Raw genomic sequence first — 14,410 nt, forward strand, 5'->3', positions numbered from 1 at the left:
CTGCTTGGTGTCTGCAGCGGGCTGCGTGTCAGCCGTTCGTTATTCCGTGCGCTGAGCCCGCGCCCTCATCCGCCCTGCGGGCACCTTCTCCCGCAGGCGGGAGAAGGGCGTGCTCGGCGTTGGCACCGGGGCGGTGGTGTGTCTGTGCCATGCACCCCACCTGCTTGGTGTCTGCAGCGGGCTGCGTGTCAGCCGCTCGTTGTTCCGTGCGCTGAGCCCGCGCCCTCATCCGCCCTGCGGGCACCTTCTCCCGCAGGCGGGAGAAGGGCGAGCTCGGGGGTGGCACCGGGGCGGTGGTGTGTCTGCGCCATGCACTCCCATCTGTTTGGTGTCTGTAGTGGGCTGCGTGTCAGCCGCTCGTTGTTCCGTGCGCTGAGCCCGCGCCCTCATCCGCCCTGCGGGCACCTTCTCCCGCAGGCGGGAGAAGGGCGTGCTTGGCGTTGGCACCGGGGCGGTGGATCCGCTGCAGCTGGCGCAGCCGATCAGCCAAGGTGCGTTTGCGCCATGCACCCCACCTGCTTGGTGTCTGTAGCGGGCTGCGTGTCAGCCACCCGTTGTTCCGCCAGGCCCAAGACCTGGCCCCAGAAGCGCCGACCCGCAGCGCCGAGCCTGCTGAATCACCATCCCGCCCGGCCATGCCCGGCCTGCGCGCCCCCAGCCCTCCGGCCGCTGCTTCCTTCTCCCGCGCGCGGGAGAAGGTGCCCGAAGGGCGGATGAGGGGCCGTAGCGTCAGCCTTTCGCGCTGGCAGCCAGATCTTCGACCCAGAAGCGTCCCTCGGGGTAGCTGAATTCTGCAATCGAGGCAGCGTGCATTTCCGCGGAAAACCCAGGCGCTTCCGGGGCCAGATAACGGCCGTGCTGGATGCGCACCGGGTCGAGGAAGTGTTGGTGCAGATGGTCGACAAATTCGATCGCGCGGTCTTCCATCCGGCCGGTGATGGCGACGAAATCGGCCATCGCCAGGTGTTGCACCAGCTCGCACAGACCCACACCGCCGGCGTGCGGAAACACGCGCACATTGAACTTGGCAGCCAGCAGCAGGATGGCGAGGTTTTCGTTGACCCCGCCGACGCGTGCGGCGTCGATCTGGATCAGGTCCACCGCGCCGGCCTGCAGCAGCTGCTTGAACACCACGCGGTTTTGCGTGTGTTCGCCGGTGGACACCGGCACCGGGGTGATGCCCTGGCGGATGGCGGCGTGGCCGAGCACGTCGTCCGGGCTGGTAGGTTCCTCGATCCAGGCGATGTCGAATTCGGCCAATTGGCGCATCCAGTCGATTGCCGGGCCCACGTCCCAACGTTGATTGGCATCGACCGCCATTGCGATGTCCGGGCCGATCGCTTCGCGCGCCAGGCGGCAGCGGCGGATGTCGTCCTGCACGTTGGCGCCGACCTTGAGCTTGATGGTGCGGAAGCCATCGGCCACCGCTTCCTTGGCCAGCCGCACCAGCTTTTCGTCGGAGTAGCCGAGCCAGCCAGGCGAGGTGGTGTAGGCCGGGTAGCCTTGTTCGATCAATTGCGCGATGCGTTGCGCACGCTGCGGCTGTGCAGCGCGCAGGATGCCCAGCGCTTCGTCGCGGGTGAGTGCGTCGGTGAGGTAGCGGAAGTCGATGGTGTCGACCAGCTGCTCGGGCGTGAGTTCGGCGATGTAGCGCCACAGCGGTTTTTTCGCGGCACGTGCAGCCAGGTCCCAGGCGGCATTGATCACTGCGCCGATGGCCATGTGCATGACGCCCTTTTCCGGGCCCAGCCAGCGCAGCTGCGAATCGTTGGTGAGCCGGCGCGCGAACGCGCCGAGGTCGGCGATGACCTCTTCCACGTGCAGGCCGACCACGTGTTCGGCCAGTGCGGCCACCGCAGCGGTCTGTACATCGTTGCCGCGGCCGATGGTGAACACCAGGCCGTAGCCGGCCAGGTCATCCGGCGCATCGGTGCGCAGCACGACATAGGCGGCGGAGTAATCCGGATCCGGATTCATCGCGTCCGACCCATCGAGCTCGCGCGAAGTGGGGAAGCGGATGTCGTGGGTCTCGAGGGCAATGATGGTGCTCATGAAAATCCTGGCGATGGCAAGCGGGAAGTGAAAACGCACGGAAAACAGATGGGTGAAAGAACGAAGGGTCAAGAAACGACAGCAGCGAAGTGCGCTTGAGCCCCTCTCCCACCGGGCGAGGGGTTGGGGCGAGGGTACGAACGCGTAGCGCTGGGGGTGTTGAGGCGCTGCAGTGACGTAGGCATTTGCAACTCAGCCCAATGAACCTATTGCACGACCAACTGCATTTTGCGATCGGCGCGCTACAACGTTTAGACACTTAACGCGGCAGCAAACTCCGTGAGAGCAACGTGCGTGTGATGCGTGAGCACGAGCGTCGAACTATCAGGGCCACATAACAAGTGGACTGACGTCGAGTTGTGCGCATCCGTGGCGACGTACCCTCACCCCAACCCCTCTCCCGAGGGGAGAGGGGCTTTGCTTTGTTGCACGATTCGTGTTGTGTGAGTACTTCGGCCTTCGCGTGAGAACATTCTGAGAGGTGGGACGCACTGCAATGCAGTACTCCCTCAGTCCTTCCAAAAAACCTCAACCCGCATCACGCGGATGCGCCACCACCGGTTGACGCTGACGGCCCAGGCCTTCGATCTCCAGCTCCATCACGTCGCCCGGCTTGAGGTAGACCGGCGGCTTCTGGCCCAGGCCTACGCCCGGCGGGGTGCCGGTGCTGATCACATCGCCCGGCATCAGCGTCATGTAGCGGCTGATGTGGCTGACCAGTTCGGCCACGCCGAACACCATGGTGCGGGTGCTGCCGTTCTGATAGCGGTGGCCGTTGACCTCCAGCCACATCGACAGGTTCTGCGGGTCGGCGATTTCATCGCGGGTGACCAGCCACGGGCCGATCGGGCCGAAGGTATCGGCGCTCTTGCCCTTGACCCACTGGCCGCCGTGTTCGAGCTGGAATTCGCGCTCGGACAGGTCGTTGATCACCGCGTAGCCGGCCACATGGCTCAAGGCCTCGTCCACCGAGACATCTCGCGCCACGTCGCCGATCACCACGCCCAGTTCCACTTCCCAGTCGCTCTTGACCGAGCCGCGCGGGATGATGACGGTGTCGTTGGGGCCGCACACCGCAGTGGTGGCCTTCATGAAAAGGATCGGCATCTTCGGCACTTCCATGCCCGATTCGGCAGCATGGTCGGCGTAGTTCAAGCCAACGCAGATGAACTTGCCGATGCGGCCCACTGCGGCGCCGTAACGCTGCTCGCCTTCGATCAGCGGCAGCGTGGTCACATCCAGCGCGCGCAGCTTTTCCAGGCCGGCGTTGGTGATGTGCTCGCCGGCCACATCGTCGATGACGCCGCTCAAATCGCGGATGCGGCCTTCGCTATCGATCAGGCCAGGGCGTTCGTGGCCTTCGGCGCCAACACGTACGAGTTTCATGCAGTCTTCCTTTGCAGGGGAGGAGTGGAGCGGCCAATCACACCGCGCGGACGGGTGCGTAAGGTGCGCTCGGAACAGGAATGCGGGTGATGCATGCTGCAAACAACGCTGACGCCAGGTATGAAATGCGGCCTGGTGTCAGCGGACAGAGAGCGATCAAGAAACGTAGCAAGTGGTTGTGCGCTTGTCGCTGCACAACGTTTTGCCTGCGCCTCTCAGTTCGACCAGCCGCCATCGATGATATGGGTCTGGCCGGTGGTGAACGACGATTCGTCCGAGGCCAGATACACCACCAGCTGCGCGATCTCGCGCGGGTCGCCCAGGCGGCCCATCGGCTGGCGGTCGGTGAAGCTCTTCCACACGGCCTGTTCGTCGCCGCCCAAGGCCTGCACGCGCTGCGCCAACGAGGGCGTCTTGATGGTGCCCGGGCAGATCGCATTGCAACGCACGCCCTGCGCCACGTAGTCGGCGGCAATGGCCTTGCTCAGGCCGATCACGGCGGCCTTGGTCACGCCATAGACGAAGCGGTTGGGCACGCCCTTGATGCTGGAAGCCACCGACGACATGTTGATGATGCTGCCGCGGCCGCGTTCGAGCATGCCCGGCAGGACCGCCTTGCAGGTGTAGTACATCGCATCGACATTGATCGAGAACGAGCGGCGCCACGCTGGCTCGTCGCAGTCGAGGATGCTGCCCTGGTGCACGTAACCGGCGCAGTTGAACAACACATCGAACGGGCCGTGCTCCGCGACCAGCGCAGCAATCGCCGAGGCATCGGTGACATCCAGGAGCTGGGTGGTGATGGCGTCCGATTCGGCCGCCAGCGCCTGCAAGGCCGCGGCGTCGATGTCGGTGGCGATCACCTGCGCGCCGGCGCGTGCGCAGGCCAGCGCGCTTTCGCGGCCGATGCCGGCGCCAGCGGCGGTGACCAGGCAGCGCTTGCCCTGCAGGCGGGTGGTGGGTGTGGTGGGGATGGAGACTGTCATACCGATAAGGTTCCGTGGGTGGGGGCCGCCGGCCGTGGCAGACGATAGAACGTACGTGCGTTGTCGCCGAAGACCGCATCGGCGTGGGCGGCGGCATGCCGGGTGACGAGCTGCTGTGCAAGATCGACCCAGTGCGCGTAATCGGCGCGCAGGGTCAGCACCGGCCAGTCGCTGCCCCACAGCAGGCGCTGCGCACCGAAGCGCGCGAACAGGTGCGCGACATACGGCTCCAGTGCGTCGATGCCGGCGCCGCGTGCGGCTTCGGTGAGCAGGCCGGAGAGCTTGCAATGCACGTTGGGATGCTGCGCCAATGCGGCCATGCCGGCGGCCCAGGCGACGAATTCGCCGGCCGCAATCTGCGGCTTGCCGCCGTGATCGACGACCACGCGCAATGCCGGATGCCGTTTCAGGCGCGCCCGCAAAGCCGGGACGTGTGCCGGGCGGATCAAGGCGTCGAAGGCCAGATCGTGTTGAATCATCGCATCGAAGGCGGCGTCCAACTCGGCGCCCGCCAGCCAGTGCACGTCGGCAATGTCCTGCACCATCGGGCGCAGGCCCTTGAGCAGGCCGCCGCCTGCGCGCACCAGCGCGCCGATGCGGGCGGCGGCGTCGGGCGCGGCAAAATCCACCCAGCCGACCACGCCAGCAATGCGCGGCGCATCGTGCGCCAGTTCGAACAGGTAACAGGTTTCGGCTTCCGTTGCGGCGGCCTGCACCACGACCACGCTGCCAACGCCGGCCGCATCCAGCGCAGCACTGACATCGTGCGGAGCAAAGTCGCGATACAGCGGCGCAAGCTCGGGCGTCAGCCAGGCGTAATCGCCACGTGCCAGATGCCAGAAGTGCAGATGCGCATCGACGCGGTTCATGGCGTGGGCAGGTCCGTATCGAGCAGGCCGCCGTCGCGCAGGCGCTGCCATAGCGCAGGCGGAATGGTCGCCTGCAACCGTGCGGCGGCCGAGTGCACCTCGGCCACGGTGCGCATGCCGGCCACCACCGTGGTCACTGCCGGATGCGCCAGCGGAAACTGCAACGCAGCCGCGCCGATATCCACCCCGAACGCGGCGCAGGCGGCATACAGGCGTTGCGCATGCTGCAAGGTGGCGGTGTCGACCGGGGCGTAGTTGTAGGTGGCGCCGGGGCCGCGCGCATCGCTGAGCAGGCCGGAGCTGTATGGCCCGGCCGACAGGATCGACACGCCGTGTTGCTGCGCCTGGTCCAGCAGCGCGCGTGCGCCGTGCTGTTCCAGCAGGGTGTAGCGGCCGGCCAGCATCACGCAGTCGAGCGGAAACCGCGGCAGCACCTCCAGCGCCACGTCCTGCTCGTTGACGCCCAGGCCGATCGCCCCGCACGCACCGGACGCCTTCAACTCCGCCATGGCCGGCAAGGCCTCCTCCAAGGCCTGCTGCAGCACACGGGCATGGTTGTCGCCGTGGGTCAGCGCGCCGATGTCGTGCAGCAGCAGCACGTCGATGTAGTCGGTGCCCAGGCGCTCCAGGCTGGAGGCGAAGGCGCGCCGCACGCCGTCGGCGCTGTAGTCGAACTCGGCGCGGCGCCCGGCCACCGCAAAGCCGTCGCGGCCGGCAACGGCCTGGGCGTCGTCGTAGACGCAGCGGCCGACCTTGGTCGACAGCGTGTACGCATCGCGCGGCACGCCGGCCAGGCCGCGGCCCAGGCGCGCTTCGCTCACGCCGTAGCCGTAGTAGGGCGCGGTATCGAAATGGCGGATGCCGGCCTCGAACGCGCCCGCCACCGCAGCCAGTGCGTCGGCCTCGTCCACTTCGGCGTACAGATTGCCGATCGGCGCGGCGCCGAAGCCCAGCGCCGACAGCTGCACGTCGGTGCGCCCCAGGCGCTGCCGCGCGACGGTGCTCATGCGCACTGCTCCGAAAAGACGGCGCAGGCGGAACCGGAGTCTGGAAAGCGGTAGCTGGGCATCACAACGTCCACCAGCCGGTGGGCGTCCGGCTGTTCGCATATGAATATGGCAATCATCAATGAACAGATCACGCTGCAGTGCAGCATGGCAGGTGGGGCTTGCAGGCAGTTGCCTGGGTGGGCGCCGCAGGCGGCGGGGCGGTCGCCGGGCCGGGCATCGCGTTCGTGTGGTTCCGGCCGAATGCGCGAGAGGTGTGGTCCGCTCGGCCGGGCTACGGGTTGTGACACCTCCAGGCAGCTTCTGGATACCCAGTCAGGTGCAGTCCAGCGATAAACGTCGCACCGCCTCCGGCCGGTGACGGTCCGACGAGCTCACGGTGCCGAACGCGATGACGCATCGTGCCGTCATGTCCGTGCGGAGAAGAGCGTCATCCAGCCCAGCACGGACACCTGCCTGCACAGCACGTGCGCGTGCATCCCGATGCTGCTGCGCAGTCCCGCTCGCTGCAACGCGCCACTGCCAGGCTATTTCAAAATCCGCATGCCGCATCACCAGTTCCTATAACGCAGGTTGTGCGGTTGCCCCCAGCCCGCCGATAGGGCTAGATACCAGCCCTCATCCGATGAAGCGGGCACATGCCAGACACGACACGGCGAGACTTGTTCAAGGTACTGGCCGCCGGCGCGCTGGTCGCGCCCTTGTCGGCTGCCGCGCAGGCGCCGTCTGCACCCTGCGCTCGCACCCCGCAGTGGGCACGCGGCATCGAAGGGCAGCGCAAGGCGGATCTGGGCAACGGCACCTACCTCAACCCCATCGTGGCCGGCGATCACCCCGACCCCACCATCCTCAAGGATGGCGACGATTACTACATGACGTTTTCGTCGTTCTTTTCCTACCCGGGCATCGTGCTGTGGCACTCCACCGACCTGGTCAACTGGGCACCGATCGGCCCGGCGCTGCATCAGGAACTGGGCACGATCTGGGCGCTGGACCTGTGCAAGCACGACAACCGCTACTTCATCTACATCCCGGCCAATCCGGACGACCACGGCTGGAAGATCTTCGTGATCTGGGCCGACGACATCCGCGGGCCGTGGAGCGCGCCGATCGATCTGGGCATCGCCGGCTGCATCGATCCCGGCCATGTGCTGGGCGAGGACGGCAAGCGCTACCTGTTCGTCAACGGCATCCGCAAGATCCGCCTGCGCGACGACGGCCTGGCCACCGACGGGCAACTCGAACCGGCCTACGCACCATGGCGCTATCCCGACGACTGGATCGTGGAGAACTTCGCCCCCGAAGGCCCCAAGCTCACCTGGCACAACGGCTGGCTGTATCTGGTGACCGCGGTCGGCGGCACCGCCGGGCCGGTGACCGGGCATATGGTGATCGCCGCGCGCTCGCGTTCGGTGCATGGGCCGTGGGAACACTGCCCGCGCAATCCGCTGGTGCGCACCTTGTCCGAGCAGGAGCCGTGGTGGTCGCGCGGGCATGCCACGCTGGTGGAAGGCCCGCGCGGCGATTGGTGGCTGGTCTATCACGGCTACGAAAACGGCTTCCGCACGCTGGGCCGGCAGACACTGCTGGAGCCGGTCGAATGGACCGCCGACGGCTGGTTTCGCGCCACCGGTGGCGACCTGTCCAAGCCAATGCGCACGCCCGCACTTGCAGCTGTCGGCGCGCGTGCCGCGGCCAGCGGTTTTGCATTGTCGGACGATTTTTCCAGCGACCGTTTCGGCACCCAGTGGAGCCTGCATGCGCCCAAGCCCGGCGAGCAGGCACGGGTGCGACGTGCGAACAGGGCGCTGACGCTGGCCTGCGCGGGCACATCGCCCATCGATAGCGCGCCGCTCACCTGCGGCGTGCCCGATCGCGCCTACGTGGCCGAGGTGACGCTGGAGCTGGTCGGCACTGCCGAAGGCGGCATCGTGCTGTTCTACAACCACAAGGCCTTCGTCGGCATCGGCTTCACCGCCGACACCATGAAGACCTACGAATACTCCGAAGAACTGGTGTGGGCCCGTACGCCCAACACCCACCGCCGCATCCGCGTGCGGTTGACCAACGATCACCACATCGTGCGCTTCGACTACTCCTTCGACGAGGGCCGGCAGTGGACGCGCCACCCCACCCGCATGGAAGTGTCCGGCTTTCACCACAACGTCTTTGGCGGGTTCCTGAGCCTGCAGCTGGGCGTGTACGCCGCGCAGCAGGGCGAGGTGGTGTTGCGCGACTTCCGCTACCGCGCGCTGGGCTGACGGCGGACGGTTGGATCGGTGCCTGACAGGTGCCGCCTTGCTCGCGGTCAGCTGAGCGGTTGGTGCGCGGCGTCACCGCGGCGGCCAGCGTGCGCACGATGACAACGCGATGGCGGTCAGCGAGGGTTGCACGACGGTGGCCTGCATTGGCAGCGCAGCACTGCCATCGCACTGCAGAGGGCGGGGCCCGGATGGCCCCGCCGCCGACTCAGCCGCAGCAGTAGCAGACGTTGCCTTGCCCGAGATCGCCACCGAACTCCGGACACTCGGCCTTGCAGGCCCATGCACTACACGATTCGACTTTCGGCTGTGCATTGTCCACGGCCATCACCTGGAAGGCACCGAATCCGGTGCTGGCCAGAAACGTGGCCGCCATCAACGCACTGCGCAAGCTTACCCAACGCTTTTTCATGCATTACTCCTTCACCGTTGCAAAAGCCGCTGGCGCATCCGTGCGGCGCAACGCGGCAACCAGGTCCTGCACCCGCTCCGTGGTATCGAACACGCCAAGATGGGAATGGCGCACGCGCCCGGCCCCATCGATGGCCATCAGCAGTGGCACGTTGCGCGCACGGAACAGCATCAGCGCGCGACGGTCGGTCAACGTGACCACCGGAAAATCGAACCCATGCACATGCGCATAGCGCGCGGCCTGTGCCGCATCGCAATGGCAGACACCCAGCAGTTGCGGCCGCCCCGGTAGATTGGCCTGCAGCTCCCGCGCCGCGCGCAGCACCGTTGGCGCCGAACGCTGGCAATACGGGCAGGTGGTGGTGAAGAAGAACAGCACCTGTGCCGGGCCCTGCGGCGCACCCAGCAGATGGCGCTGACCATCGCCATCGATCGCCTCGATCCGGGGCACGTACATGCCCTCGTAAGGGGTGCTGATGCGCGTCTGCAACCACTGCTGCTGCACCCGCAGCTGCCGGTTCTGCCACGCCAGCACCGCGATCAGTGCGCACGCCACCAGCAGGCCCATCCAGAGCCACGGAAATCGTCGCGTCATGCCACCCCAACTCCAAAGCGTCCCTGGTGACCGAGCCTTGCCCAGGCATCAGCACATGGTCAATGGTGATATCGACAACTGCGATGTCGCACGGCGCGCAGCTGTGGAGACGATCACGCCGCCGCGCTTGGGCCTGCCACTGTGGAGCAACGTCGCGCAGCGGGTTTGCGCAAAACACCGCAGCAACAGCCACGCACCAGGTGGCACGGGCGGCTGTCGCAGCGCCAGCTGCTATGCACGGTGCATGGCATGGCGTGTACTGTGGCGCGTTGGTGCCTGCCCGTCTCGGGAATCGATGGACACGCGTCACTGCCGCGCTTGCGGTGTCCTGCATCGTGTCGAGTGACTGGCAGATGCCGGCCCAGGCGTCGTGGCGCTTGCGCGCGGCGGGGCTGTCTTGAGTATGCCGTCGCGCCAGGGCGCTGCCATAGCGGCGTGTCGGCGTGATGCCTGTTGCTGCGTGACCTGGCAGGTGCAGGGTAAGGCGTCGTCACGCGCTCGCGTGCGCTGAGGCTGTATCGATGATGCCGTCGCGCCCGGGGGCGCTCCTGCAGCGGTGTGTCGGCGTGGTGCCTGTTATTGCGTGACCTGGCAGATGCAGGGCCACGCGTAGGAGCGCACCTGGGCGCGACGGGGCTTTCCCCGAGACGCCCGACGCAGGCACATGTCGCGCGGGTTACTCCTCTTCCGGCGGCAGCACGATGCCATCCGAATCGATGGCGAGCTTGCCCGCCATCAGCACCGCCTGGGTGCGGTTGGTGACGCCAAGCTTGCGCAGGATCGCGGTGACGTGCGCCTTGATGGTGGCTTCGGACACGCCCAAGTCGTAGGCGATCTGCTTGTTGAGACGGCCGGCGCCCAGCATCTGCAGCACGCGGAACTGCTGCGGGGTGAGATCGCGCAGGCGCTGGCCGACCTCACGTTCTTCGCTGTCGGTCGGCGGCAGGTTCTGCGCTTCTGCAGGAATCCAGCGTTCGCCATCGAGCACGGTGGCCAGGGCGCGGCCAATGGTGTCCGAATCGGCAGACTTGGGGATGAAGCCGAACGCGCCATGGTCGATCGCACGCCGCATCACGGTGGGTTCTTCGCGTGCAGACACCACCACCACCGGCAACTGTGGATGCAGCGAACGCATATGCACCAGCGCGCTGAATCCCTGCGCGCCGGGCATGTTGAGATCCATCAACAGCAGATCGGCATCCGGCTGCGCATCGGCCAGCGTATAGAGGGCATCGACATTATCGGCCTCGAACAATTCCACCCCCGGCATCACCCGCTGCACTGCCCCGCGCAAGGCTTCGCGGAACAGGGGATGGTCGTCAGCGATCAGCAGGGTGGTCATTTTGGGGCCGGGATTGGGGATTGGGGATTGGGGATCGGGGATTCGTAAAAGCGCGGGATTCTGGATTCGGACGTTGGGATTCGTAAGAGCGGGGATGTCGAAGAGCGAATCTCGATTCGCAATCGCCGATGTAAGAACCGCCTCTGCGCATTGCAGTAAAACAATGCATGGTCGAGGAGCGGGGTAACTCGGCAAGGGGAACCCGCTCCTGCGAATTCCCAATCCCAAATCACCAATCTCCGCTCCTCAGCCAATCCCCAATCCCGAATGCCGAATCCCGGCCCCTCAGCGCGTCAGCCTTTCATTGACCAGCGAATCCACCACCGACGGATCGGCCAGGGTCGAGGTGTCGCCCAGCTGGTCCGGTGCGTTTTCGGCGATCTTGCGCAGGATGCGGCGCATGATCTTGCCCGAGCGGGTCTTGGGCAGGCCGGGGGCCCACTGCAGGTGGTCGGGCGAGGCGATCGGGCCGATCTCCTTGCGCACCCAGCTCACCAATTCCTTGTGCAGGTCTTCGCTCGGAGTCTCGCCGGCGATCAGCGTGACGTAGGCGTAGATGCCCTGGCCCTTGACGTCGTGCGGGAAGCCGACCACGGCCGCTTCGGCCACCTTCGGGTGCGAGACCAGCGCGCTTTCCACTTCGGCGGTGCCGATGCGGTGGCCGGACACGTTGATCACATCGTCCACGCGGCCGGTGATCCAGTAATAGCCATCGGCATCGCGGCGGCAGCCATCGCCGGTGAAGTAGCTGCCCGGATAGGTACGGAAATAGGTGTCGATGAAGCGCTGGTGGTCGCCGTAGACGCTGCGCATCTGACCCGGCCACGAATCCAGCAGCACCAGATTGCCTTCGGTGGCGCCTTCCAGGATCTTGCCCTCGGCATCGACCAGCGCCGGCTGCACGCCGAAGAACGGCAGCGTGGCCGAGCCGGGCTTGAGATCGACCGCGCCGGCCAGCGGCGAGATCAGGATGCCACCGGTTTCGGTCTGCCACCACGTGTCCACGATCGGGCAGCGGCTGTCGCCGACCACCTCGTAGTACCAGCGCCAGGCTTCCGGATTGATCGGCTCGCCCACGCTGCCGAGCAGGCGCAGGCTCTTGCGCGAGGTCTTCTTGACCGGCGCCTCGCCATCGCGCATCAGTGCGCGGATGGCGGTGGGCGCGGTGTAGAACAGGGTGACCTGGTGCTTGTCGATCACTTCCCAGAAGCGCGACACGCTGGGGTAATTCGGCACGCCCTCGAACATCAGCGCCGTGGCGCCGTTGGCGAGCGGGCCATACACGATGTAGCTGTGGCCGGTGACCCAGCCCACGTCGGCGGTGCACCAGTAGATGTCGTCCTCGCGCAGGTCGAACACCACTTCATGCGTGTAGCTGGCGAACAACAGATAGCCGGCGGTGGTGTGCAGCACGCCCTTCGGCTTGCCGGTGGAACCGGAGGTGTAGAGGATGAACAGCGGGTCTTCCGCATTCATGCGCTCGGGTTCGCACTCGGCCGGCTGGCCATCCACCACATCGTGGAACCAGCGGTCGCGCGGTGCCTGCATCTCCACCGCGCCGCCGGTGTGGCGCACCACCAGCACGGTTTCGACCGTATTGGTGCCGGGAATCTTCAGCGCCGCATCCACGTTGGCCTTGAGCGGAATCTTCTTGCCGCCGCGCAGGCCCTCGTCGGCGGTGATGATCAGCTTGCTTTGGCAATCGATCACGCGGTCGGCGATCGAGTTGGCGGCAAAGCCGCCGAACACCACCGAATGCACCGCGCCGATACGCGCACAGGCCAGCATGGCCACGGCCGCGTCGACGATCATCGGCAGATAGATGGTGACCCGGTCGCCCTTCTTGACGCCGAGATTGCGCAGGGCGTTGCCGAGCTTGCACACGCGCTCATAGAGCTCGCGATAGGTCACCGGGTAGGAGGCGGCGTCCGGGCTGTCGGGTTCGAACAGCAGCGCGGTCTTGTCGCCGCGCGTGGCCAGCTGGCGGTCCAGGCAGTTGACGCTGGCGTTGAGCTCGCCGTCGCCGAACCAGCGGATATGGAAGTCGTCCAGCGCGAAGCTGACGTCCTTGACCTGGGTGGGCTGCTTGAACCAGTCCAGCCGCTGCGCGGCCTTGCCCCAGAACTGCTCGGGGTGCTCGATCGATTCGCGGTACAGCGTTGCGTACTGCTCGCCATTGACGCGTGCGCCCTTGGCGAACGCGGGATCGACGGGATAAACATCAGCCATGGCACCCTCACTTGCGATGATCTTGTCGGAAGAGGGCGCTGCGGCTGCCCTCGGTAGGTAATCAGTGTGCCGCATCCGTTCTGTCCCGGTGGTCAACGGCGCCTTAGACCATGGTCGTAACCAGGTCAGTGCGCCAGCGCACATCCATTGCGGGCTCTGGTGCGACGATCGGTCACCTTGCGGAATGCTGCGTTGCAGCTACGACCAAAGGCGAATAGGCTGCAAACCGCGGACTGCCTCACGCTCCGCACAGCATCGCCATCAAGCGCGAGGCCTTCATCGGGGAGAGGGTTCCATGAAACACCGTACTGCACCGCTGGTGCGCCATCCATTGGCTGCCGCCTTGTTCGTGGCCAGCATCCTGCCGGGTGTGGCGTTTGCACAGACGCCGAAGGAAAAGGCGCTGGAAGCACGCATCGCCGAGCTCGAACGTCAGGTTCAACTGCTGGTGACCGCGCAGCAACAGCAGCAGGGCCAGATCGCACAGACGCAGACCCAGGTCAGCGAAGTGCGCACCCTGCAGGCGCAAGCGCCTGCAGCGGCGCCCGCGCCTGCGGTTCCAGCCGGCAAGCGGCCGATCCAGATCACCAGCATCACACCGAACGCAGCGGCGGGGACAACGTTCCGTTACGGTGGTTTCATCAAGGCCGACTTCATGACCACCCGCACCAGCGATGGTGCATTGCCCGAAGGCGCGGTGGGGCGGTACCTGTACATCCCGACCCAGACGCCGGTCGGTGGGCAGGCGTCGAGCACCGACACCGATTTCCATGCCAAGTTCTCGCGCTTCAACCTGGGCGTGGACACGGTCACCGAAAACGGCGACAAGCTCACCGGCTTCATCGAACTGGATTTCTTCGGCAACGCGCTGGCCAACCAGGTCAACAATCTGTACGGCGGCACCCTGCGGCATGCCTACATGAGCTGGAACAATTGGCTGGCCGGCCAGACCTGGTCCAACTTCATCGACGCCACGATCCTGCCGGAAGCGGCCGACATCGTCGGGCCGACCGATGGCGCGCTGTTCAGCCGTCAGACCCAGATCCGCTACACGCGCGGCGCCTTCAGCGTGTCAGCAGAAAACCCCGAAACGCTGACCACGCCCTACCAGGGCGGCAACACCATCCTGGCCTCGGACCACGGCGCCATGCCGGACCTGACCGCGCGCTACAACTGGAAGGGCACCTGGGGCACGTTCGGCCTGTCGGCCATCGCACGCCAGTACCGCACCCGCAGCGCGCTGACCAACGACACCGAGTTCGGCGGCGCCAT

11 protein-coding genes are annotated in these 14,410 nt (G+C 66.2%); 2 read left to right on the forward strand and 9 right to left on the reverse strand.

All coding sequences use genetic code 11. From position 1 onward, the window contains the following. Positions 1-729: 729 nt before the first annotated feature. The 5 genes from OZ10_RS16875 to OZ10_RS16895 all read right to left on the reverse strand — a co-directional run bounded on the left by OZ10_RS16875 (position 730) and on the right by OZ10_RS16895 (position 6,300). Complete coding sequence (locus OZ10_RS16875; RefSeq protein WP_039405022.1) at positions 730-2,052, reverse strand: L-fuconate dehydratase; 1,323 nt, start codon at positions 2,050-2,052, stop codon at positions 730-732. Between the two features lie 528 nt (positions 2,053-2,580). Then, complete coding sequence (locus OZ10_RS16880; protein WP_039566061.1) at positions 2,581-3,438, reverse strand: fumarylacetoacetate hydrolase family protein; 858 nt, start codon at positions 3,436-3,438, stop codon at positions 2,581-2,583. 215 nt (positions 3,439-3,653) lie between these two features. Continuing rightward, positions 3,654-4,424: an SDR family oxidoreductase gene (locus OZ10_RS16885; protein WP_039405015.1), complete on the reverse strand. Its 771-nt coding sequence runs from the start codon at positions 4,422-4,424 to the stop codon at positions 3,654-3,656. Continuing rightward, on the reverse strand, positions 4,421-5,293 hold the full coding sequence (locus OZ10_RS16890) for an amidohydrolase family protein (protein WP_039405012.1): 873 nt from the start codon (positions 5,291-5,293) through the stop codon (positions 4,421-4,423). Before OZ10_RS16890 ends, OZ10_RS16885 begins: the two co-directional genes overlap by 4 nt. Beyond that, positions 5,290-6,300: an aldo/keto reductase gene (locus OZ10_RS16895; RefSeq protein WP_039566064.1), complete on the reverse strand. Its 1,011-nt coding sequence runs from the start codon at positions 6,298-6,300 to the stop codon at positions 5,290-5,292. The genes OZ10_RS16890 and OZ10_RS16895 overlap by 4 nt, the downstream gene beginning before the upstream one ends. Positions 6,301-6,938: 638 nt before the next feature. On the opposite strand from OZ10_RS16895, the gene OZ10_RS16905 reads away from it, so the two are divergent. Then, positions 6,939-8,561 (forward strand): family 43 glycosylhydrolase, encoded by a 1,623-nt coding sequence (locus OZ10_RS16905; RefSeq protein WP_039566068.1) that lies wholly within the window; start codon positions 6,939-6,941, stop codon positions 8,559-8,561. A gap of 208 nt (positions 8,562-8,769) precedes the next feature. On the opposite strand, the gene OZ10_RS16910 is transcribed toward OZ10_RS16905, so the two are convergent. From OZ10_RS16910 to acs, 4 genes are all read right to left on the reverse strand, one after another. Continuing rightward, positions 8,770-8,973 carry a hypothetical protein gene (locus OZ10_RS16910; protein ID WP_005922076.1) on the reverse strand — a complete coding sequence of 68 codons (204 nt, stop codon included), beginning with the start codon at positions 8,971-8,973 and terminating at the stop codon, positions 8,770-8,772. Between the two features lie 3 nt (positions 8,974-8,976). Next, a complete protein-coding gene (locus OZ10_RS16915; protein WP_162183141.1) occupies positions 8,977-9,540 on the reverse strand; it encodes a peroxiredoxin family protein in 564 nt (187 codons plus the stop codon). A gap of 703 nt (positions 9,541-10,243) precedes the next feature. Then, positions 10,244-10,909, reverse strand: a complete 666-nt coding sequence (locus OZ10_RS16920) for a response regulator transcription factor (RefSeq protein WP_039566073.1) — start codon at positions 10,907-10,909, stop codon at positions 10,244-10,246. Positions 10,910-11,194: 285 nt separating this feature from the next. Then, positions 11,195-13,138 (reverse strand): acetate--CoA ligase, encoded by a 1,944-nt coding sequence (gene acs / locus OZ10_RS16925; protein ID WP_039404992.1) that lies wholly within the window; start codon positions 13,136-13,138, stop codon positions 11,195-11,197. Positions 13,139-13,433: 295 nt separating this feature from the next. Here acs and OZ10_RS16930 point away from each other — a divergent pair. Further along, positions 13,434-14,410: DcaP family trimeric outer membrane transporter (locus OZ10_RS16930; RefSeq protein WP_039566075.1), on the forward strand; the 977-nt coding region annotated here is incomplete at its 3' end.

This window comes from Xanthomonas cannabis pv. cannabis, assembly GCF_000802365.1.
Lineage (GTDB): Bacteria > Pseudomonadota > Gammaproteobacteria > Xanthomonadales > Xanthomonadaceae > Xanthomonas > Xanthomonas cannabis.